This window comes from Luteimonas sp. gir, assembly GCF_037198055.1.
GTDB classification, from domain to species: Bacteria; Pseudomonadota; Gammaproteobacteria; order Xanthomonadales; family Xanthomonadaceae; genus Luteimonas; species Luteimonas citri_A.
This window is the reverse complement of the sequence record NZ_JBBAXQ010000017.1, coordinates 1-21,117: the sequence shown is the minus strand read 5'-3', so window position 1 is coordinate 21,117 and position 21,117 is coordinate 1. Positions and strand designations below refer to the sequence as shown.

Below are 21,117 nucleotides of genomic sequence, written 5' to 3'. Positions count from 1 at the left end.
CCACGACACGCCGGCGCGCACGCCGGCCGTGCCTCACGTCCTGATGGGAGAGATCAGATGCGCAGCCGTCCCTTGTCGATGTTGATCGCCGTGGCTCTGGTGTCGGGCACCGTGTCCGCACAGACACCCGCCCCGTCGCCCGCAGAGCCGCTGGAGGCCGCCCGGCCGACGGGACAACCCACCGACATCGATGCAATCCGGGTCACCGGGTCGCTGATCCCACGTGCGCAGATCGAAGGGCCGTCGCCGGTGACCACGATCACCGCCGAGCAGATGGAGCAGCAGGGCTTCACCAACCTCTTCGACGCGTTGCGCGCGTTGCCGCAGTCCAGTGGGCCCGTCCAGGACGCGCAAAGCACCGGCACCTACACGCCCGGCGCCAAGACCGTGAGCCTGTTCGGCCTGTCGCCGAGCTACACGCTCACGCTGATCAACGGCCGGCCCGTCAACAGCTACCCACTGGGCTACAACGGCAATACCAGCATTGTCGATATCGCCAACATCCCGATGGGCATGGTCGAGCGGGTCGATGTGCTGACTGGCGGGCAATCGTCGGTCTACGGCTCGGCGGCGATTGCCGGCGTGGTCAACATCGTGCTCAAGGACCGCATCGAGGGCGTGCATGCGCGCTATCGCGTCGGCGGCTACAGCGACGGCGGTGGCGAGAATCACCGGTTGCAGTTCAGCGCCGGCCATGCGTTCGCGGGCTGGGACATCAGCTACGGCTTGCAGTACGAAACGCAGAAGCCGATCTATGCCTTCGAGCGCGATGCCACCGACAGCGCGGCCGACAATCCGACCGGCCCGGTCGATCCGGCGCGCACGTTCCTGCGCCAGGATCTGACCGCCGGTGCGACGGGCTACATCGACCCCGGCGCAGCGACCTGCGCGCCGCTGTCGTATCTCTACGGCGGCAGCACCGAGTACGCATTGCGCGACATCGACGGGGGCGGCCGCTACTGCGGAAGTCTGCGCAATGTCGGCACGGCTTCGCTGCTCAGCGAGTCGGAGAGTGCCAGCGGCAGCCTGTTCCTGCGCCGTGCGCTTGGCGAGCACGCCGAGTTCTATACCGATGTGCTGCTCAGCTACAGCCGGCCGGCGTACACCGGCGGCAGCCCGTCGTGGAACCAGAGCTTCTACAACCAGACCACCGGCCGCTATGAACAGTGGCAGCGCATCTTCGCGCCCGAGGAAGTGGGGCTGCACGCCAAGGATCAGCGCGTCTACACCCGCAGCTACAACGTCGCGGCCGGTGTGCGCGGCACACTGGGCGACAGCGGCTTCGACTACGACGTGTATCTCAACCGTTCGGGCACCGGGGCCATCCGCAAGGCCACGGACTTCCTCGCGCGCAACGGCGTCGATGACCATTACCTGGGGCCGAAGCTGGGTGTGGACGCGGCCGGATATCCGATTTACGCCCCCGACGAGGCGACCCTGTACCGGCCGATCACGCCCGAGCAGTACGACGCCTGGAGCGCGATCAATCGCGCCAAGTCCACCGCCTGGAACCAAGGCGGCACGGCGCTGCTCACCCATGCCGAGCTGTTCACGTTGCCCGCCGGCCCGGTGGGCTTCGCGGCGATCGTGCAGGGCCAGCGCGAGCGCTTCTCCAACCGCTCGCAGTCGGCCGATGCGCGCGACCTGTTCCGCAACGCCGGCGGTGGCACGATCGCCCGTGGCGAGCGCGACCTCTACGCGGCCGGCGTCGAGTTCCAGGTGCCGGTGACCGGAAACTTCGACATCAACCTGTCGGGGCGCTACGACAAGTACGCGCTCGATGGCGGCGGCGGCAACGGCAAGCCCACCTGGAAGGCCGGCCTGGAGTTCCGCCCGCTGGACAACCTGCTGCTGCGCGGCAGCTACGCCACCGCGTTCCGCTCGCCGGACATGTTCTACCTCTACGCATCGGAGACCAGCGGGTTCACCACCACCACCGACTATTACCGCTGCCGGCAGGCGGGCTATGGCGTCGACGACTACGAGGCCTGCCCGCAGGCCGACCAGTCCACCCGGCATCTGGGGCAGGGCAACCGTGACCTGCGCGACATCACCGCGCGGACGTTCACCTACGGCGTGGTGTGGTCGACGCCAGGCAACGCGCTGACGATGTCGCTCGACTACAACGCGATCGAGATCGAGGACGAGGTCGAACTTTTGGGCATCGCCGATATCCTGGAGCTGGAGGCCAACTGCCGGCTGGGCGTGTCGGAGAACGGGCAGACCCGCTATGACATCGATTCGCCGACCTGTCGCGACGTGATCGCCCAGGTCCAGCGGCGACCGGACAGCGATCCGGTCGATCCCAACGGGGTCGCGGAAGTTCGTACTTATCCGATCAATCTCGCGCGCCAGCGCCAGACCGGCGTGCAGGCGGCGGCACGCTATCGCTGGACGGCCGGCAACGTCGGCGACTTCGATATCGACCTGGGCTACTACCGCACGCTCAGCCACGACCGCCAGCCGCAGGCCGACGATCCGGTCGAGGATCTGCTGTGCTGCGCCAACTCCAACGAACTGCAGCACCGCACCACCGCCAGCATCGCCTGGAACCGCGGCCCGCTCGCCGCGACGTTGTGGGGCGTGCGCAATGCCCGCAGTTGGAACGCGGCCGGCCGCGCCCGCGACATCGGCCCGTGGACGACCTTCAACGGCAGTGTCTCCTACCGCTTCGGCGAGCGTTACGGCGTGCTGTTCTCGGTCAACAACATCGCCAACCGCAAGCCGCCGGTGGACCGTACCAATGGCAACTGGCCGTTCTACGACCGTGGGCTCTACAACGCCCTGGGGCGTTCGCTGCAGATGGAATGGTCGATGGATCTCTAGTGCGCGATGGCGGCGGCGCGGGGGCCCTACAATGGGCCATGGCCGATATCCTCGAACTCCATCGCGGCACCGCGCCGCTGCTGGTCAGCCTGCCGCATGACGGCACCCGGCTGCCCGACGACATCGCACAGCGCCTCACCCCCGAGGCCCGGGCCGTCCCGGATACCGACTGGCACGTGTCCCGGCTGTACGCCTTCGCGCGCGCGCTCGGTGCCTCGATCCTCGTGCCGCGCTACTCGCGCTACGTGATCGACCTCAACCGACCGGAGGACGACACGTCGCTGTATCCGGGGCAGAACACCACTGGGCTGTGTCCGCAGGTGCGCTTCGACGGCGGGCCGGTCTATCTCGACGGAGCCGCGCCGGACGCGGACGAGATCGCGGCGCGGGTCGACCGTTACTGGCGGCCCTATCATGCCGCCTTGCGCGATGAACTCGCCCGCCTGCGCTCCCGGCATCGGCGCGTAGTGCTGTGGGAGGGCCATTCGATCCGCGGCACCCTGCCGTTCCTGTTCGAGGGGCGCCTGCCCGATCTCAACCTCGGTACCGCTGCCGGCACCAGCTGCAGCCTGGCGCTTGAAGCGCGGATCTCCGGCTTGCTCGAGGGCCAGTCGGACTACGAATGGGTCGCCAACGGCCGCTTCCGCGGCGGTTACATCACCCGGCACTACGCCGCGCCCGACGACGGCATCGAGGCGGTCCAGCTGGAGATCAGCCAGCGCTGCTACATGGACGAGGCCAGCTTCGCCTGGGACGCGGCCCGGGCCGCGGCGCTGCAGCCGCTTCTGCAGCGCCTGCTTCAGACCGCGATCGCCCACGCGCAGGGCAGTCGGACCGGCTGACACTTGGCGGAACCGTGACGGCCAAGGCCGCATGCTGGACGCCATGAAGCGACCCGATGTCCTGCGCCCCCACCGGCCGATGCTGTGGCTGGTCGCGGCGGCGGTGTTCATGCAGATGCTGGACACCACGATCGTCAACACCGCGCTGCCGGCCATGGCCGCCAGTCTCGACCAGTCGCCGCTGCGGATGCAGGCGGTAGTGGTGGCCTATGCGCTGACGGTCGCGGTGCTGATCCCGGCCTCGGGCTGGCTGGCCGATCGCTTCGGCACCCGGCGCGTGTTCCTGGCCGCGATCATCGTCTTCACCTTGGGCTCGTTGGCCTGTGCGCTGTCGCAGACGCTGCAGGCGCTGGTCGCCTCGCGCGTGCTGCAGGGCGTGGGCGGCGCCATGTTGCTGCCGATCGGCCGGCTCGCGGTGCTGCGCGCAGTGCCGCGGACCGAGTTCCTCGCCGCGATGACCTTCGTCACCGTGCCGGGCCTGATCGGGCCGTTGATCGGGCCGTCGCTCGGTGGCTGGTTGGTCGAGGTCGCGAGCTGGCACTGGATCTTCCTGATCAACCTGCCGTTGGGCGTGGCCGGCGCGCTGGCCACGCTCCGGCTGATGCCCGACCTGCGCGCGTCGGTGTCGCGCTTCGATCTGCTTGGCTACGGCCTGCTGGCCTTCGGCATGGCGGCGGTATCGCTGTCGGTCGACGCGTTGTCGGGACACGCCGCCCGTGGCCCGGCGCTGGTCGTGCTCCTCGTCGCCGGCTTCGGCGCATTGGTCGCCTATTGGCTGCACGCTGCCCGCGCCGCGGCGCCGTTGTTCCCGCTGTCGCTGTTCCGGGTGCGGACTTTCAGTGTCGGCGTGCTCGGCAATCTGTTCGCGCGGCTGGGCAGCGGCGGCATGCCGTATCTGATCCCGTTGCTGCTGCAGGTCGGTCTGGGCGTGCCGCCGGCGCGCGCGGGCATGATGATGATTCCGGTCGCGGTCGCGGGCATGTTCTCCAAGCGCATCGTGGTGCCGCTGGTGCAGCGCTTCGGCTACCGCAAGGTGCTGGTGATCAACACCCTGTTGACCGGGCTGGCGATGGCGAGCTTCGCGCTGGTGCATCCGGGCCAGCCGCTGTGGCTGCAGATCGTCCAGCTTGCGTGCTTCGGCGCGGTCAACTCGCTGCAGTTCACTGCGATGAACACCTTGACGCTGCGCGACCTCGACGGCGAGCACGCCAGTGCCGGCAACAGCCTGCTGTCGATGGTGATGATGCTGGCGATGAGCCTCGGAGTCGCGACCGCCGGCGGCCTGCTGGCCGCCTTCGGCGAGTCGGGCGGCGGCGAGCCGGTCATCGCCGCATTTCGCTGGACGTTCGTCTGCGTCGGTGCGCTCACGATGGTCTCGGCCGGGATCTTCGCCCAACTCGGCCGCACCCGGCGCATTCCGGAGCAGGCGGTCGGCCAGGCCGATCAGGGCTGAGGCCGCGCCAAAACCAGGGTCAGAGTTGAATTTCCAAAATCGGGGTCAGAGTCGATTTTTCGTCCAGCCCATCAGTGCGGCAGGGCGGCATGCATCGCGGTCAGACTTCCAAGTCGCCAGACCCCCCTTGGTCTCCAACCGCGCCACGCATCACGTTCCGGTGTGGGATGGCTTGGGCCGTCGCCACGGCAGGACGGGATGAATTGCCGTCAAACCTCCAGTGTTGCCAGATCGCCCTTCGTCTCCAGCCACGCCTTCCGATCTCCGGCCCGCTTCTTCGCCAACAACATGTCGATCAGCGAGCGCGTCTCCAGGTCGTCGTCCACGGTCAGTTGCACCAGGCGCCGGGTGTCGGGATGGATCGCCGATTCGCGCAGCTGCGAGGGATTCATCTCGCCCAGGCCCTTGAAGCGGGTGACATTGACCTGCCCCTTGAGCTTTTCGCGCTCGATCTTCTCCAGCAGCAGTCGCTTCTCCTCCTCGTCGAGCGCGTAGAACACCTGCTTGCCGACGTCGACGCGGAACAGCGGCGGCATCGCGACGAACACATGGCCGGCCGCGACCAGTGCCGGGAAATGGCGCAGAAACAGCGCACTGAGCAGTGTGGCGATGTGTAGGCCGTCGGAGTCGGCGTCGGCCAGGATCACGACCTTGCCGTAGCGCAGCCCGGCGATGTCGTCCTTGCCCGGGTCGCAGCCGATCGCGACCGCGAGGTTGTGCACTTCCTCCGAGCCGAGCACGGTGGTGCTGGCCACTTCCCAGGTGTTGAGGATCTTGCCGCGCAGCGGCAGGATCGCCTGGAAATCCTTGTCGCGCGCCTGCTTGGCGCTGCCGCCGGCCGAGTCGCCTTCGACAAGGAACAGCTCGGTACGCGAGAGATCCTGGCTGATGCAGTCGGCCAGCTTGCCGGGCAGGGCAGGGCCCTGGGTGACCTTCTTGCGGACGATCTGCTTCTCGGTCTTCAGCCGCGCGCTCGCGCGCTCGATCGCCAACTGCGCGATCCGCTCGCCCAGTTCGACGTGCTGGTTGAGCCATAGCGAGAACGCGTCGTGCGCGGCGCCCTCGACGAAGCCGGCCGCCTGCCGCGACGACAGGCGCTCCTTGGTCTGGCCGCTGAACTGCGGGTCGGTCATCTTCAGCGACAGCACGAACGCGACGCGGTCCCAGACGTCCTCGGGCGCGAGCTTGACCCCGCGCGGCAGCAGGCTGCGGAAATCGCAGAATTCGCGCAGCGCATCGGTGAAGCCGGTGCGCAGGCCGTTGACGTGGGTGCCGTGCTGCGCGGTCGGGATCAGGTTGACGTAGCTCTCCTGGACCAGCTCGCCCTCGGGCAGCCACGCGACCGCCCAGTCGACAGTCTCGGTCTCGCGGCCCAGTCCGCCGACGAACAGGTCGGGCGGCAGCAGTTCGCGCCCCTCGAGCGCGCCGCGCAGGTAATCGCGCAGGCCGTCCTCGTAGTACCACTCATCGCGCTCGCCGCTGGCCTCGTCGTGCAAGGTGACGCGCAGGCCGGGGCACAGCACCGCCTTGGCGCGCAGCAGATGGCGCAGGGCCCGCACGCTGAACTTCGGCGAGTCGAAATACTTCGGGTCGGGCCAGAAACGCACCCGCGTGCCGGTGTTCTTGCGGCCGACGCTGCCGACCACTTCCAGCGGCGTGGCGCGATCGCCGTCGCGGAAGGTAATGCGGTGCTCGCTGCCCTCGCGCTTGATATGCACCTCGACCAGGGTCGAGAGCGCATTGACCACACTGACGCCGACGCCGTGCAGGCCGCCGCTGAAGGTGTAGTTGCGGTTGTTGAACTTGCCGCCCGCGTGCAGCCGCGTGAGGATCAGTTCCACGCCCGGGATCTTCTCCTCGGGATGGATGTCCACCGGCATGCCGCGGCCATCGTCGGCGACCTCGCAGCTGCCATCGGCGTAGAGCCGCACTTCGATGCCGCGTGCATGCCCGGCCAGCGCCTCGTCGACCGCGTTGTCGATGACCTCCTGCGCCAGATGGTTCGGGCGCGCGGTGTCGGTGTACATGCCCGGGCGGCGCTTGACCGGGTCCAGGCCCGAGAGCACTTCGATGTCGGCGGCGTTGTAGCGGTTGTTCATGCGGTGATGCTGCGGGGAGGTCGGCGCATGGTAAAGGAATTGCCAGGGCACCGATTCGGACAGCCAACCGGGCACAAGCGCGCCACGACGCGATGTAATCGTTTTCGCATTCGTTAAGCCCGTGTGCAGCTGATGTAAGAGGCCAGTTGTTCAGTTTGAGGCCGGTCGCGCGTGGCTAGGTTGGACCCGTCGCCGCTTCCAACCGGCACGCCGCGCCCCTAGGGCGCACCCATCATCGAGGTATCGCAACCGGGATTTGTCCCGCATTGGAGAACCACCCATGAAGACCCGCACCCTGCTGTTCGCTGTCGCCGCTGCCACCGCCTTCGCCGCCCCTGCCTTCGCGCAGGATGCCCAGGACGTCCAACAGCAGGTCCGCCAGGCAGAGGTCGCGGCGCAGCAGGCCGAACAGGACGCGCAGACCGCCGAGGCCGCCGCCCAGGCCGCCGAGAATGCCGCCGCCGAGACCTATGCATCCGATGCGATGAACGAGGCGCAGGATGTCGAGGACGAAGCCGGGGACGCAGCGAAGCTCGACACCGAGGCGTCCGAGCAAGCGACCGACCAGGCCGACGTGCCGGTTTGACCGGCCGGTCTCCTGTTTCCAGCCCGCGAATGCCCCGGCCTGCCGGGGCATTCGCTTGTTGGGCATCGGCGCCAGCGCGGCGGCGCCGCAGCCTGTAGAATGGGGCTTTCCAGCGACCGCTGTTCTCATGACGCTCCCCACCAGCTCCATCACTCCGCTCGTATTCGTGACCGGCGGCGTGGTCTCTTCCCTCGGGAAGGGCATCGCCGCAGCGTCCCTGGCCGCCATCCTCGAAGCCCGCGGCCTGCGGGTGACGATGATGAAGCTCGATCCCTACATCAACGTCGATCCGGGCACGATGAGCCCGTTCCAGCACGGCGAGGTCTACGTGACCGACGACGGTGCCGAGACCGACCTGGACCTGGGCCACTACGAGCGGTTCATCAACGTCCGCCTCTCGGGCAAGAACTCGATCACCACCGGCAAGATCTACGAGAGCGTGATCCGCAAGGAGCGCCGCGGCGACTACCTGGGCGCGACGGTGCAGGTGATCCCGCACATCACCGATGCGATCAAGCGCGCGATCGACCAGGCCACCCAGGGCTTCGACGTGGCGCTGGTGGAGATCGGCGGCACGGTCGGCGACATCGAATCGCTGCCGTTCCTGGAGGCGATCCGCCAGATCCGCACCGACCGCGGCAGCGAGAAAGCGGTGTTCATGCACCTGACGCTGGTGCCGTTCATCGCCGCGGCCGGCGAGCTGAAGACCAAGCCCACCCAGCACTCGGTCAAGGAACTGCGCTCGATCGGCATCCAGCCCGACGTGCTGCTGTGCCGCAGCGAGCAGCCACTGCCCGACGGCGAGCGGCGCAAGATCGCCTCGTTCACCAACGTCTCCGAGAAGGCGGTGATCTCGGCGGTCGACCTGGACAACATCCACAAGATCCCGATGTGGCTGCATGCCCAGGGTCTGGACCAGCTGATCGTCCAGCGCCTGGGCCTGGACGCCAAGGCGGCGCCGACCGCCGATCTGTCGGAGTGGCTGGACGTCGTCGACGCGGTCGAGCGCCCGCTCGACGAGGTCACGATCGCGGTCGTCGGCAAGTATGTCGACCACAAGGACGCCTACAAGTCGGTCGGTGAAGCGCTCAAGCACGGCGGCATCCGCCAGCGCACGCGCGTGAGCCTGAAGTGGATCGAGTCGCAGGACATCGAGCGCGACGGCGCGGCTGCGTGGCTGGCCGATGTCGACGGCGTGCTCGTGCCCGGCGGCTTCGGCGATCGCGGCTTCGAGGGCAAGGTGCTGGCGTCCGAGTACGCACGCACCACCGGCCTGCCGTACTTTGGCATCTGCTACGGCATGCAGGCGGCGGTGGTCGACGTGGCCCGCAATCTCGCCGGGCTCGAAGGCGCCAACAGCACCGAGAACGACCGCCAGTCGCCGCACCCGGTGATCGGCCTGATCACCGAGTGGCGCACCCAGTCCGGCGAGCTCGAGCGGCGCAGCGAGGCCAGCGACCTGGGCGGCACGATGCGCCTGGGCCTGCAGGAACAGCGGCTCAAGCCCGGCACCTGCGCCCGCGCGCTGTACGGCAAGGACATCGTCGGCGAGCGTCACCGCCATCGCTACGAGTTCAACAACCGTTACCGCACCCAGCTCGAGGACGCGGGCCTGGTGATCTCGGCCAAGTCGATGGACGACCTGCTGGTCGAGATGATCGAGCTGCCCGACCACCCGTGGTTCATCGCCTGCCAGGCGCACCCCGAATTCCTGTCCACGCCGCGCACCGGCCACCCGCTGTTCATCGGCTTCATCCGCGCCGCGCGCGAGAAGAAGGCCGGCGGCAAGCTGCTCAAGGAAGCGCAGGCGTGAGGCGATCGGCCTTGTTCGCAGTGGTGCTCCCCGCTGCACTGCTGGTCGGTTGCGCGGATGACGAAGCTTCAGATCCTCCCAAGTCGGATCAAGCGGCTGATGTCGCTGCTGCATCGGTCAACGAATCGGCGGCCTCCGTCAGACGCGGCGTGATCAAGGTCGAGGAAGAAGGCGCCGTGCGCTGGATCATCGACGAGGCTTCGCAAACGCCTGTCGAGGTCGCTGGAGCGGGTTTCGATCGGATGCAAGGCCTGGCGCCGGGTCGCGGTGGATTCAGCTTTGAGGTGCCGGGTTGCCCGCGCCTTGAGTTCCAGAATCCGGGAACCGCGTGCTACGTGTTGATGGATCCCCCGCTATTGAACGACGAGCATTGCCCCCTTCGTGAGATCGCCACGATCTCGGCGGGCGATTGCTGGCAGTTGGAGGAAAACTGATGAAACTGTGTGGCTTCGACGTCGGTCTCGACCGGCCGTTCTTCCTGATTGCCGGGCCCTGCGTGATCGAGAGCGAGCAGTTGCAGCTCGATGTCGCCGGCCAGCTCAAGGAGATCACCGGTGCGCTGGGCATCCCCTTCATCTTCAAGTCCAGCTTCGATAAGGCCAACCGCACCTCCGGCACCAGCTTCCGTGGCCCGGGGATGGAAGAGGGGCTGCGGGTGCTGGCCGAGGTCAAGCGGCAGATCGGCGTGCCGGTGCTCACCGATGTCCACGAATACACGCCGATGGACGAGGTCGCCAGCGTCGTCGACGTGCTGCAGACGCCGGCCTTCCTGGTACGCCAGACCGACTTCATCAAGAAGGTCTGCAGTGCTGGCAAGCCGGTCAACATCAAGAAGGGCCAGTTCCTCTCGCCATGGGACATGAAGCCGGTCGTCGAGAAGGCGAAGTCCACCGGCAACGACGCGATCATGGTCTGTGAGCGCGGTGCGAGCTTCGGCTACAACAACCTGGTCTCGGACATGCGCTCGCTTGCCGTGATGCGCGACACCGGCTGCCCGGTCGTGTTCGACGCGACCCATTCGGTGCAGTTGCCCGGCGGGCAGGGCACATCCAGCGGCGGTCAGCGCGAGTTCGTGCCGGTGCTCGCGCGGGCGGCGGTCGCGGTCGGCGTCGCGGGCGTGTTCATGGAGACCCACCCGCGTCCGGCCGAGGCACTCAGCGACGGCCCCAATGCCTGGCCGCTGGACCGGATGCGCGCGCTGCTGGAGACCATGCTCGAGCTCGACGCGATCACCAAGCGCCACGGCCTGCTCGAAACCGAACTCTGAGCCGCCCGGCACGGACCGAAGGCGCGGACCGGCGGATCCAAGGGTCCCGCCGCGTCCCGCACCATCGGCGGACCTCTGCGGCCACAATGCGTTTCCCTGAATTCTCCGTCCAACACGACACAGCGAGCCCATGACCACAATCGCCAAGATCCACGCCCGTGAAATCCTCGATTCGCGCGGCAACCCGACCCTGGAAGCGGAAGTCACCCTGGCCGATGGCAGCTTCGGCCGCGCGATGGTGCCCTCGGGCGCATCGACCGGTGCCCGCGAGGCCGTGGAGCTGCGCGACGGCGACCGCACCCGCTACCTGGGCAAGGGCGTGACCAAGGCGGTGGCCAACGTCAACGGCGCGATCGCCGAGGCGCTGGCCGGCTTCGACGCGACCGACCAGGCCGGGCTGGACAAGCGGCTGATCGACCTCGACGGCACCGAGAACAAGGGCCGGCTGGGCGCGAACGCGCTGTTGGGCGTGTCGCTGGCGAACGCCCACGCGCTGGCCGCTTCGAAGAAGGTGCCACTGTGGAAGCACCTGGCCGGCGACCGCGCACCGGTGCTGCCGGTGCCGATGATGAACATCATCAATGGCGGCGCGCATGCCGACAACAATGTCGACTTCCAGGAATTCATGGTCCTGCCGGTCGGCTTTTCGAGCTTCTCCGAGTCGCTGCGCGCCGGCACCGAGATCTTCCACGCGCTCAAGTCGGTGCTCAAGGGCCACGGTCTGAGCACGGCGGTGGGCGACGAGGGCGGCTTCGCCCCGGACTTCCGCAGCAACGTCGAGGCGCTCGACACCATCCTCGAGGCGATCGGCAAGGCCGGCTACGCCGCAGGCGAAGACGTGCTGCTGGGCCTGGACGTGGCCTCGAGCGAGTTCCACGACAACGGCAAGTACCACCTGGTGGGCGAGGGCAAGCGTCTGAGCGGCGAGCAGTTCGTCGACTTCCTCGCCGACTGGGCCGCGCAGTACCCGATCGTCACGATCGAGGACGGCATGGCCGAGGACGATTGGGCGGGCTGGAAGCTGCTGACCGAGCGCATCGGCCAGAAGGTGCAACTGGTCGGCGACGACCTGTTCGTGACCAACCCGCGCATCTTCAAGGAAGGCATCGACTCGCAGACCGCGAACGCCATCCTGATCAAGGTCAACCAGATCGGCACGCTGAGCGAAACCCTCGAGGCGATCGCGATGGCCGACGCGGCGGGCTATGCGGCGATCGTGTCGCATCGCTCCGGCGAGACCGAGGACACGACGATCGCCGATATCGCGGTCGCCACCACCGCCACGCAGATCAAGACCGGCTCGCTGTGCCGCAGCGACCGTGTCGCCAAGTACAACCAGTTGCTGCGGATCGAGGAGGCGCTGGGCGGACAGGCGCGTTACGCCGGCCGCGACGCGTTCGTCTCGCTCAAGCGCTGATCCCGGGACACCGCCATGCGCGCGATCCTCGTCGTCCTGCTGATGCTGAGCGTCCTGCTGGGCTGGCTGCAGTACCGGCTGTGGTACGGCGTCGGCGGGACGACGCAGGTCGAGGAGTTGCGTGCGCGGGTCGAGGCGCAGGCCCGGCAGAACGAAGGCCTGCAGCAGCGCAACGACGCGCTGGCCGCCGAGGTCGCCGACCTGAAATCCGGCGAAGCCGCGATCGAGGAACGCGCGCGCGGCGAGCTGGGCATGATCAAGCCCGGTGAGACCTTCTACCGGGTGGTCGACGATGCGCGGGTGGCGCCGTTGCCGGCCGAGCACACGGCCGCCCCGGACGCGCAGGAAGGAGAGGCCCGGTGATCGCCGAGCCCGCGCGCGGCGGGCTGTGGGCCATCGTGCCCGCCGCAGGCCGTGGCACGCGCTTCGGCGGCGACGTGCCCAAGCAATACCTGGAGGTCGGGGGGCGCAGCGTGCTGGCGCATACGCTGACGTGCTTGGCCGGCCACCCGGGCGTGGCCGGCATCGTGCTCGTGCTGGCCGCCAGCGACGCCGTGGATCTCGACCTGCTGAGGTCGGCGCTTGGCGACACGCCGTTGCTGCGGGCCGACGGCGGCGACAGCCGTGCCGACTCGGTGCTCGCCGGACTGCACGCACTGCCCGACACTGTGCGCGCGGACGACTTCGTGCTCGTCCATGACGCGGCGCGGCCGAACCTCGCCGCCACCGACCTCGACGCCTTGCTCGAGCGCGGGCGCACCGATCCGGTCGGCGCCATTCTTGCCGCGCCGGTGCGCGACACCCTCAAGCGGGCCGGCGACGATGGCGGCATCGACGGCACCGAGCCGCGCGAGCGGCTGTGGCGCGCGTTGACCCCCCAGCTGTTCCGCCGCCTGCAACTGGGGCGTGCGCTCGAAGCCGCGCATGCGGCCGGTGTCACCGTGACCGACGAGGCGATGGCGATGGAGCGTCAGGGGGCCCGTCCGCTGCTGGTCGAGGGCCGCGACGACAACTTCAAGATCACCACCCCGGCCGACCTGGCCCGCTTCGCTTTCGAGCTCTCGCAGCGCAGCTGAGGCCGCGCCCGCGCGGCGCTGCACGCGCTCGGCGCTTGTCTTGCCGGCGAACCATGGCAAGCTGCGGCCCCCTTCTGCGCAGGTGCCCGCCATGTCCGACACGCCCCGTTTCCGCATCGGCCAGGGCTTCGACGTCCACGCGTTCGGCGACGGCGACCACGTGATGATCGGTGGCGTGCGCGTGCCGCACGTACGCGGCGTGCTCGCCCACAGCGACGGCGACGTCGCGCTGCACGCCCTGTGCGATGCGATGCTCGGCGCGCTTGCGCTGGGCGACATCGGCGTGCATTTCCCGCCCAGCGACGACCGCTGGAAAGGCGCCGACAGCCGCGCGCTGCTGCGGCATTGCAACGCGCTGCTGGGCGAACGCGGATGGCGGGTCGGCAATGCCGACGTCACCGTGATTTGCGAGCGGCCGAAGGTCGGCCCGCACGCGCAGGCGATGCGCGAGGCGATCGCCGCCGACCTCGGAATCGCGCTGGACTGCGTCAGCGTCAAGGCCACGACCAGCGAAACGCTCGGCTTCACCGGACGCGGCGAAGGCATCGCCGCGCAGGCCGCCTGCCTGCTCGTCGCTGCGTGAGCGCGCCCGCGCTGCCGCGCGCCCATGGCGAGACGGCATTGTCGGCGACGATCCGCCAGGACGCCGAGGATTTCCGGGTCGACGAGCTCGACGCCTTCGCGCCTTCGGGCAGCGGCGAACACCTGCTGCTGACGATCGAAAAGCGCGGCATGAACACCGCCTTCGTCGCCCGGCTGCTCGCGCAGTGGGCCGGCGTCGACGAGCGTGCGGTCGGCTTCGCCGGGCTCAAGGACCGCCACGCGTTGACCACCCAGCGCTTCACCGTGCAATTGCCCGGCCGCGAGGATCCGGACATCGCGGCACTGGAGGCGATGGGCGAGGGGGCCGACCAGGGGCTGCGGGTGCTCGCGACGTCGCGGCATGCGCGCAAGCTGCCGCGCGGTGCGCTGGCCGGCAATCGCTTCGCGCTGACCCTGCGCAATGTGGCCGGCGACCGCGCGGCGATCGAGACCCGGCTGCGCACGATCGCTGCCGACGGCGTGCCCAACTACTTCGGCGAGCAGCGCTTCGGCCATGGTGGCGGCAATGTCGACAAGGCGCTGGCCTTTTTCGCCGCGCCGCGTCGCCGACTGGGCCGGGAGCAGCGTGCGCTGTTGCTGTCCTCGGCGCGTTCGGCGCTGTTCAACCAGGTGCTGGCCGCGCGCGTGACGGCCGGTACCTGGGCGACCGGCTGCGAGGGCGAAGTGTGGATGCTCGACGGCAGCCGCAGCGTGTTCGGCCCTGAGCCGTGGAGCGAGACGCTGGCTGCGCGGGTCGCTGCGCACGATATCCATCCGACCGGGCCGCTGTGGGGCCGGGGCGAGATACGGGCGGTCGGGGCCGCCCGCGAGATCGAGCTCGCGGCGCTGGCCGATGCGCGCGCGCTGGCGCTGCGCGAGGGGCTCGAGCGCGCCGGTCTGGCCCAGGAGCGCCGCGCGACCCGCCTGCTGCCCGGCGCGCTGGCCTGGACCTGGCAGGGGGAGGCCGTGCTGCAGGTGGCATTCGCGCTGCCGCCAGGTTGCTACGCCACCGCGGTGCTCGCCGAACTGGGCTTGATCGCCAACGCAGCCGCGCCGCGGCCTCCTTCGCCGGAGGCGACCGGCTGAGACGCCTGTGGGGACTTGCTCGCGTGCTTGTTAGTAGTAATACTACTCACCATGGACCTGTCGCCGACCCAACACGCGATCCTCGACATGATCGCCGACCGCATCGAGCACGAGGGCATGCCGCCATCGCAGACCGAGATCGCCCGCGCCTTCGGATTCAGCGGCGTCCGCGCCGCGCAGTACCACCTCGATGCACTCGAGGCCGCCGGCGCCATCGAGCGACTGCCCGGCCGTGCACGCGGCATCCGGCTGCGGGTCGCACCGCAGCCCGCGGCGCTGGCGGAAGTCGTGTCCGGCGACGCGCTGCGATTGCCGGTGCTCGGGCAGGTCGCGGCCGGCACGCCGATCGGCGCCCACGCCCCCGACGACATGCCCACCCCGGACGACTACATCGTCCTGGACCGCGTGCTGTTCTCGCCGTCGCCCGACTACCTGCTCAAGGTCAAGGGCGATTCGATGCGCGACGAAGGCATCTTCGAGGGCGACCTGATCGGCGTACACCGCACGCGCGACGCGCAATCGGGCCAGATCGTCGTCGCCAGGCTCGATGACGCGATCACCGTCAAGCTGCTGAAGATCGGCAAGGACCGGATCCGCCTGCTGCCGCGCAATCCCGACTACGCGCCGATCGAGGTGCTACCCGACCAGGATTTCGCGATCGAGGGGCTGTACTGCGGTCTCGTCAGGCCGAACCGGTGACGGTGGCCCGATGAGCCGGACGCCGTCCGGTGGCCGACGGGGCGTTCCCCGAGGCGCAAGCGCGGACTCCCCCGCTGATCTGGGCGCCGATGGCGGCGCAGGATCGAGATCACCGCATCGCGTCGCAGCCTGTGCGATCCAGGCCTGCGACGATGCCTCCAACTTCCCGGAACACGAATGACAAGGACCACCACGATGGACGAGAACAAGAAGCGCGCGCTCGCGGCCGCCCTGGGCCAGATCGAGAAGCAGTTCGGCAAGGGCTCGGTGATGCGCATGGGCGACGGCACCGCCGAGGCGGCCGAGGTCATCGGCACCGGCTCGCTGCAGCTCGACCTCGCGCTCGGCATCGGCGGCCTGCCCAAGGGCCGAGTGGTCGAGATCTACGGGCCCGAGTCGTCGGGCAAGACGACGCTGACGCTGCAGACGATCGCCCAGTGCCAGAAGGCCGGCGGCACCGCGGCGTTCATCGACGCCGAGCACGCGCTCGACCCCAGCTACGCCACCAAGCTCGGCGTCAATCTCGACGACCTGCTGGTGTCGCAGCCCGACACCGGCGAGCAGGCGCTGGAGATCGCCGACATGCTGGTGCGCTCCAACGCCGTCGACATGGTGGTCGTCGACTCGGTCGCCGCACTCACGCCCAAGGCCGAGATCGAAGGCGAGATGGGCGATCAGCTGCCCGGCCTGCAGGCGCGCCTGATGAGCCAGGCGCTGCGCAAGCTCACCGGCAACATCAAGCGCAGCAACTGCATGGTGATCTTCATCAACCAGTTGCGCATGAAGATCGGCATCATGATGCCGGGCCAGAGCCCGGAAACCACCACCGGCGGCAACGCGCTGAAGTTCTACGCCTCGGTCCGCCTGGACATCCGCCGCATCGGCGCGATCAAGAAGGGCGACGAGATCATCGGCAACCAGACGCGCATCAAGGTCGTCAAGAACAAGATGGCGCCGCCGTTCAAGCAGATCGTCACCGAGATCCTCTACGGCGAGGGCATCAGCCGCGAGGGCGAACTGATCGACATGGGCGTGGAAGCCAAGCTGGTCGACAAGGCCGGTGCCTGGTACAGCTGCGGCGACGAGCGCATCGGCCAGGGCAAGGAGAACGCGCGCCAGTACCTCAAGGACAACCCGGAAGTCGCCGCCCGGCTCGAGGCCGCGCTGCGCGAGCGGCTGATGCCGGCGGTTGTGGCGGCAGGCGATGGCGAAGACGCCGCCGACGACTGAGGCCGGGGCTGCCGAGGCCCGGTTCGCGTCCGGTATCGGGGACCGTGACGGTCCCGTGCCGGACGTTGGGCGCGGCAGTACGTTGGCGGCCGACGAGGGCGATGCGGTCGAGGCCGCACCCCCGCGTCGGCGCGGCTGCCAGATGACGCCTGCGCAACGGGCGCTGTCGTTGCTGGTGCGGCGCGAGCATTCGCAGCTGGAGCTGCGGCGCAAACTGGTGGCCAAGGGCGTCGAGACCGAGGACGCGGACGCCGCGGTCGAGCGGATGACCCGCGAGGGCTGGCAGGACGATGCCCGGTTTGCGGCCAGTCTGGCCCGTTCGCGCGCGGGCAATGGCTACGGACCGCTGCGTATCGAGGCCGAACTGGCGATGCATCAGCTCGATTCGGCGCAGGTCGCGGCCGCATTCGACGCGCTGGACGAGGATGGCGAGGGCGACTGGGAGGCCCGGGCCTGCGACCTGCTGGCCCGACGCTACGACGGGGCCGCGCTCCAGGCCGATCCCGCGCTCCGGCGCAAGGCCGTGGATTTCCTGCTCCGGCGTGGGTTCGGCGGTGAGCTCGCCTATGCGGCGGTCCGGCGCCTGCGCGAGCGCTGAATCGCCGGCCGTGCCAATGGAGCCCGGGTGGACGGCTGGGCCAACGCGGGCGATCGGCCTGCTAATCTTGCCGTTCTTGGGCGCGAGTTCCGGACCGGCCCCGCCAAACGGCGGTGATTCCCGGCCTGGGGCATGCCCGTCCCGTCACGCCAGGCACATGACCACGCACAGTTCCACGACCGCGCAGATCCGCAGCGACTTCATCGAGTTCTTCCGCAGCAAGGGCCACACCATCGTGCCGTCGGCGCCCCTGGTGCCGGGCAACGATCCCACGCTGCTGTTCACCAACTCCGGCATGGTGCAGTTCAAGGACGTGTTCCTGGGTGCGGAGAAGCGCAGCTATGTGCGTGCGGCCGACGTGCAGCGCTGCCTGCGTGCGGGCGGCAAGCACAACGATCTCGATGCGGTGGGCTATACCGCGCGTCACCACACGTTCTTCGAGATGCTCGGCAACTGGTCGTTCGGCGATTACTTCAAGAAGGATGCGATCGCCTGGGCCTGGGAGTTGCTGACCCAGGTCTGGAAGCTCCCGGCCGAACGCCTGCTGGTCACCGTCTATCACACTGACGACGAGGCCTACGCGCTGTGGCGCGACATGGTCGGCGTGCCGGAGGACCGCATCGTCCGCATCGGCGACAACAAGGGCGCGCCGTTCGCGTCGGACAACTTCTGGCAGATGGCCGACACCGGCCCCTGCGGTCCGTGTACCGAGATCTTCTACGACCATGGCGACCATATCGCCGGTGGCCCGCCGGGCTCGCCGGACGAGGACGGCGATCGCTTCATCGAGATCTGGAACCTGGTCTTCATGCAGTTCGATCGCCAGGCCGACGGCACGTTGGCGCCGCTGCCTGCGCCGTGTGTCGACACCGGCATGGGCCTGGAGCGCCTGGCGGCGATCCTGCAGGGCGTGCACAGCAACTACGAGATCGATCTGTTTCAGGCACTGATCCGCAAGGCCGCCGAACTCACCGGCACCGCAGACCTGGAGAACAAGTCGCTGCGCGTGATCGCCGACCACATCCGCGCCTGCAGCTTCCTGATCGTCGACGGTGTGCTGCCGTCCAATGAGGGGCGTGGCTACGTGCTGCGCCGGATCATCCGCCGCGCGTTGCGCCACGGCTGGATGCTCGGCGTGCGTCAGCCGTTCTTCCACGCGATGGTGGACACGCTCGACGCGGCCATGGGCGAGGCATATCCGGAGTTGCGCGACAAGCGCACGCTGGTCGAACGCGCATTGCGCGCCGAAGAGGAGCGCTTTGCCGAAACGCTCGATGCCGGCATGCGCATCTTCGACGAGGTCGCCGCCCGCAGCCAGGGCGCGATTCCCGGCGAGGACGCGTTCCGGCTCTACGACACCTATGGCTTCCCGCTCGACCTGACCGCCGACATCGCGCGTGAGCGCGGGCTGGAGGTCGACATGGCCGGCTTCGACGCCGCGATGCAGCGCCAGCGCGAGACCGCGCGCGCAGCAGGACGCTTCGCGTCGGGCACGGCGCTGCCGGCCGAACTGGTTGCGCAGCTCTCGCCGACCGCGTTCGTCGGCTATGACGCGACGCAGGCGGACGGCTTGGAGGTCGTTGCGCTGCTCAAGGATGGCCGCCCGGTCGATGCGATCGAGGCCGGTGACGAGGCGGTGGTGATCCTGGACCGCACGCCGTTCTATGGCGAGTCGGGCGGGCAGGTCGGCGACACCGGCGTGCTCGAGGCCGAGGGGGCGCGCTTCGAGGTCGGCGACACGCAGAAGCTTGCCGGTCAGTTCCATGGCCACCTGGGCCGGCTTGCCGGCGGCGCGCTGCGGCGCGGCGACCGTGTGCATGGCGTGGTGGATGCCGAGCGCCGCGGCACGATCGTGCTCAATCACAGTGCGACGCACCTGCTGCATGGCGCATTGCGCGACCTGCTTGGTACCCACGTCGCGCAGAAGGGCTCGTTGGTCGCGCCCGAGCGGCTGCGCTTCGACTTCTCGCACTTCCAGCCGGTGGCGGCCGACGAACTTGCCGAGATCGAGCGTCGGGTCAACGTCGAGGTCCGGGCGAATCATCCGGTGTCGATCGAACAGATGGACATGCAGGCCGCACTCGACGCCGGCGCAATGGCCCTGTTCGGCGAGAAGTACGGCGAGCGCGTCCGCGTGGTCACGATGGGCGAGTCGGTCGAGCTGTGTGGCGGGACCCACGTCGACCGGACGGGCCGCATCGGACTGTTCAAACTGGTGTCCGAGGGCGGTGTGTCGGCTGGCGTGCGCCGGATCGAGGCGCTGACCGGCCAGGCGGCACTCGACCATGTGCGCGCCGAGGAGGACCGTCTGCGGCAGGCCGCGGGGCTGCTGGGCGGCACCGGTGCGGAGGTCGGCGAGCGGCTGCGGGCGCTGCTCGACCGGCAGAAGCAACTCGAGCGCGAGCTCGATGCGCTCAAGGCCAAGGCGGCCAGCGGTGCGACGGCCGACCTCGGTGCAGGTGCGGTTGATGTTGGTGGTATCAAAGTGGTGGCCGCACGCGTCGAGGGACTCGATGCGAAGGCGCTGCGCGATGCGGTCGATCGGCTCAAGCAGCAGTTGGGCGATGCAGTCATCGTGCTCGCCGGCGCCAGCGATGGGCGGGCGGCGCTGGTCGCGGGTGTGGCGGGCAGTGCGAGCGGTCGCGTCAAGGCCGGCGAACTGCTGTCGGAGATCGCAGGACGGATCGGCGGCAAGGGTGGTGGACGCCCGGATCTGGCGCAGGGCGGCGGCGAGGATGGCCCCGCATTGCGGTCGGCACTGGCCGATGTCGAGGCCTGGGTCGGGGCGCGAATCGGATAAGCGCACGCTAAACACGTTTCGGACCCGGTTGACCAGCCGCGTTCGAGACGACATCCTTCACGGTTCAATTGGTCTGTAATCGGTTCCCAAGGTCGAGAACGGTCCGAATTGCAGGCCACGCCGGTGGGGCGTTCCACGCCGGCCTCAGGAGATTTCTATGTTGATTCTGACCCGTCGCGTCGGTGAGACGTTGATGATTGGGGACTCGGTCTCGGTGACGGTACTGGGCGTGAAGGGCAACCAGGTGCGCATCGGCATCACTGCCCCCAAGGATGTTGCCGTCCACCGCGAGGAGATCTATCAGCGGATCCATCGTGGCGAAGGTGTCGACGCACAGGCCGATGTGGGCGAGGATTTGCCGCAAGCGCGGTGAGTCGGTATCCTTCGCACCGCGTCGAGCAATTGATCGCATGACGTGATGCTTCGGAGAGTTGCCCGAGAGGCCGAAGGGGCTCCCCTGCTAAGGGAGTATGGGGTCAAAAGCTCCATCGAGGGTTCGAATCCCTCACTCTCCGCCATTGCCTGGATTTCCGACGTCGGCAACACCGACGAAAGAAAAAAATCTTCGCAAAGGCATTGACGGAATTTCGCTTTACCTGCAAAATTCCGCTCCTGTTCAAGGCGCCCGTAGCTCAGTTGGATAGAGCACCAGGCTACGAACTTGGGGGTCGGAGGTTCGAATCCTTCCGGGCGCGCCAGAACAAACAGAGAAGCCGACGAGAGATCGTCGGCTTTTTTGTTGC

Annotated in this window: 18 protein-coding genes and 2 tRNA genes; 19 read left to right on the top strand and 1 reads right to left on the bottom strand. The window is 68.6% G+C overall.

Going from position 1 to position 21,117, the window contains the following annotated elements:
• The first annotated feature begins 57 nt into the window (after nt 1-57).
• From WAF18_RS16590 to mdtD, 3 genes are read left to right on the top strand one after another with little or no spacing between them, the layout of a single operon-like run.
• Nucleotides 58-2,826, top strand: coding sequence for a TonB-dependent receptor (locus WAF18_RS16590; protein ID WP_337246081.1), 2,769 nt, complete (start codon nt 58-60; stop codon nt 2,824-2,826).
• Between the two features lie 38 nt (nt 2,827-2,864).
• On the top strand, nt 2,865-3,668 hold the full coding sequence (gene hutG, locus WAF18_RS16585) for an N-formylglutamate deformylase (protein ID WP_337246080.1): 804 nt from the start codon (nt 2,865-2,867) through the stop codon (nt 3,666-3,668).
• A 43-nt stretch (nt 3,669-3,711) separates the two neighbouring features.
• Entirely contained in the window at nt 3,712-5,121 is a 1,410-nt protein-coding gene (gene mdtD, locus WAF18_RS16580) for a multidrug transporter subunit MdtD (protein WP_337246079.1), read from the top strand.
• Nucleotides 5,122-5,330: 209 nt separating this feature from the next.
• On the opposite strand, the gene parE is transcribed toward mdtD, so the two are convergent.
• Nucleotides 5,331-7,220, bottom strand: coding sequence for a DNA topoisomerase IV subunit B (gene parE / locus WAF18_RS16575; protein WP_337246078.1), 1,890 nt, complete (start codon nt 7,218-7,220; stop codon nt 5,331-5,333).
• A gap of 280 nt (nt 7,221-7,500) precedes the next feature.
• On the opposite strand from parE, the gene WAF18_RS16570 reads away from it, so the two are divergent.
• The 16 genes from WAF18_RS16570 to WAF18_RS16495 all read left to right on the top strand — a co-directional run bounded on the left by WAF18_RS16570 (nt 7,501) and on the right by WAF18_RS16495 (nt 21,072).
• Nucleotides 7,501-7,806, top strand: a complete 306-nt coding sequence (locus tag WAF18_RS16570) for a hypothetical protein (protein WP_183425840.1) — start codon at nt 7,501-7,503, stop codon at nt 7,804-7,806.
• Between the two features lie 148 nt (nt 7,807-7,954).
• Nucleotides 7,955-9,619: a CTP synthase gene (locus WAF18_RS16565; protein WP_337246117.1), complete on the top strand. Its 1,665-nt coding sequence runs from the start codon at nt 7,955-7,957 to the stop codon at nt 9,617-9,619.
• 11 nt (nt 9,620-9,630) lie between these two features.
• A complete protein-coding gene (locus tag WAF18_RS16560; RefSeq protein ID WP_337246076.1) occupies nt 9,631-10,053 on the top strand; it encodes a hypothetical protein in 423 nt (140 codons plus the stop codon).
• Nucleotides 10,053-10,886, top strand: a complete 834-nt coding sequence (kdsA, locus tag WAF18_RS16555; RefSeq protein ID WP_241943826.1) for a 3-deoxy-8-phosphooctulonate synthase — start codon at nt 10,053-10,055, stop codon at nt 10,884-10,886. The genes WAF18_RS16560 and kdsA overlap by 1 nt, the downstream gene beginning before the upstream one ends.
• A 130-nt stretch (nt 10,887-11,016) precedes the next feature.
• Nucleotides 11,017-12,303: a phosphopyruvate hydratase gene (gene eno, locus WAF18_RS16550; RefSeq protein WP_337246075.1), complete on the top strand. Its 1,287-nt coding sequence runs from the start codon at nt 11,017-11,019 to the stop codon at nt 12,301-12,303.
• A gap of 15 nt (nt 12,304-12,318) precedes the next feature.
• On the top strand, nt 12,319-12,666 hold the full coding sequence (gene ftsB, locus WAF18_RS16545; RefSeq protein WP_183425836.1) for a cell division protein FtsB: 348 nt from the start codon (nt 12,319-12,321) through the stop codon (nt 12,664-12,666).
• Nucleotides 12,666-13,379: a 2-C-methyl-D-erythritol 4-phosphate cytidylyltransferase gene (gene ispD / locus WAF18_RS16540; RefSeq protein WP_337246116.1), complete on the top strand. Its 714-nt coding sequence runs from the start codon at nt 12,666-12,668 to the stop codon at nt 13,377-13,379. The genes ftsB and ispD overlap by 1 nt, the downstream gene beginning before the upstream one ends.
• A 91-nt stretch (nt 13,380-13,470) precedes the next feature.
• Nucleotides 13,471-13,962 carry a 2-C-methyl-D-erythritol 2,4-cyclodiphosphate synthase gene (ispF, locus tag WAF18_RS16535; RefSeq protein ID WP_183425835.1) on the top strand — a complete coding sequence of 164 codons (492 nt, stop codon included), beginning with the start codon at nt 13,471-13,473 and terminating at the stop codon, nt 13,960-13,962.
• Nucleotides 13,959-15,047 (top strand): tRNA pseudouridine(13) synthase TruD, encoded by a 1,089-nt coding sequence (gene truD, locus WAF18_RS16530; protein ID WP_337246074.1) that lies wholly within the window; start codon nt 13,959-13,961, stop codon nt 15,045-15,047. The genes ispF and truD overlap by 4 nt, the downstream gene beginning before the upstream one ends.
• A gap of 51 nt (nt 15,048-15,098) precedes the next feature.
• Nucleotides 15,099-15,746: a transcriptional repressor LexA gene (gene lexA, locus WAF18_RS16525; protein WP_183425833.1), complete on the top strand. Its 648-nt coding sequence runs from the start codon at nt 15,099-15,101 to the stop codon at nt 15,744-15,746.
• Nucleotides 15,747-15,941: 195 nt separating this feature from the next.
• The gene (recA, locus tag WAF18_RS16520; RefSeq protein WP_183425990.1) at nt 15,942-16,976 is read left to right on the top strand and encodes a recombinase RecA; all 1,035 of its coding nucleotides are present in this window, start codon (nt 15,942-15,944) and stop codon (nt 16,974-16,976) included.
• A 142-nt stretch (nt 16,977-17,118) separates the two neighbouring features.
• Nucleotides 17,119-17,574, top strand: coding sequence for a regulatory protein RecX (locus tag WAF18_RS16515; RefSeq protein ID WP_337246115.1), 456 nt, complete (start codon nt 17,119-17,121; stop codon nt 17,572-17,574).
• 157 nt (nt 17,575-17,731) lie between these two features.
• A complete protein-coding gene (alaS, locus tag WAF18_RS16510; protein ID WP_183425832.1) occupies nt 17,732-20,374 on the top strand; it encodes an alanine--tRNA ligase in 2,643 nt (880 codons plus the stop codon).
• 157 nt (nt 20,375-20,531) lie between these two features.
• Nucleotides 20,532-20,747 carry a carbon storage regulator CsrA gene (gene csrA / locus WAF18_RS16505; protein ID WP_183425831.1) on the top strand — a complete coding sequence of 72 codons (216 nt, stop codon included), beginning with the start codon at nt 20,532-20,534 and terminating at the stop codon, nt 20,745-20,747.
• A gap of 52 nt (nt 20,748-20,799) precedes the next feature.
• Nucleotides 20,800-20,892: transfer RNA gene (locus WAF18_RS16500), tRNA-Ser, on the top strand.
• A 103-nt stretch (nt 20,893-20,995) separates the two neighbouring features.
• Nucleotides 20,996-21,072, top strand: a tRNA-Arg gene (locus tag WAF18_RS16495).
• Nucleotides 21,073-21,117 lie beyond the last annotated feature (45 nt).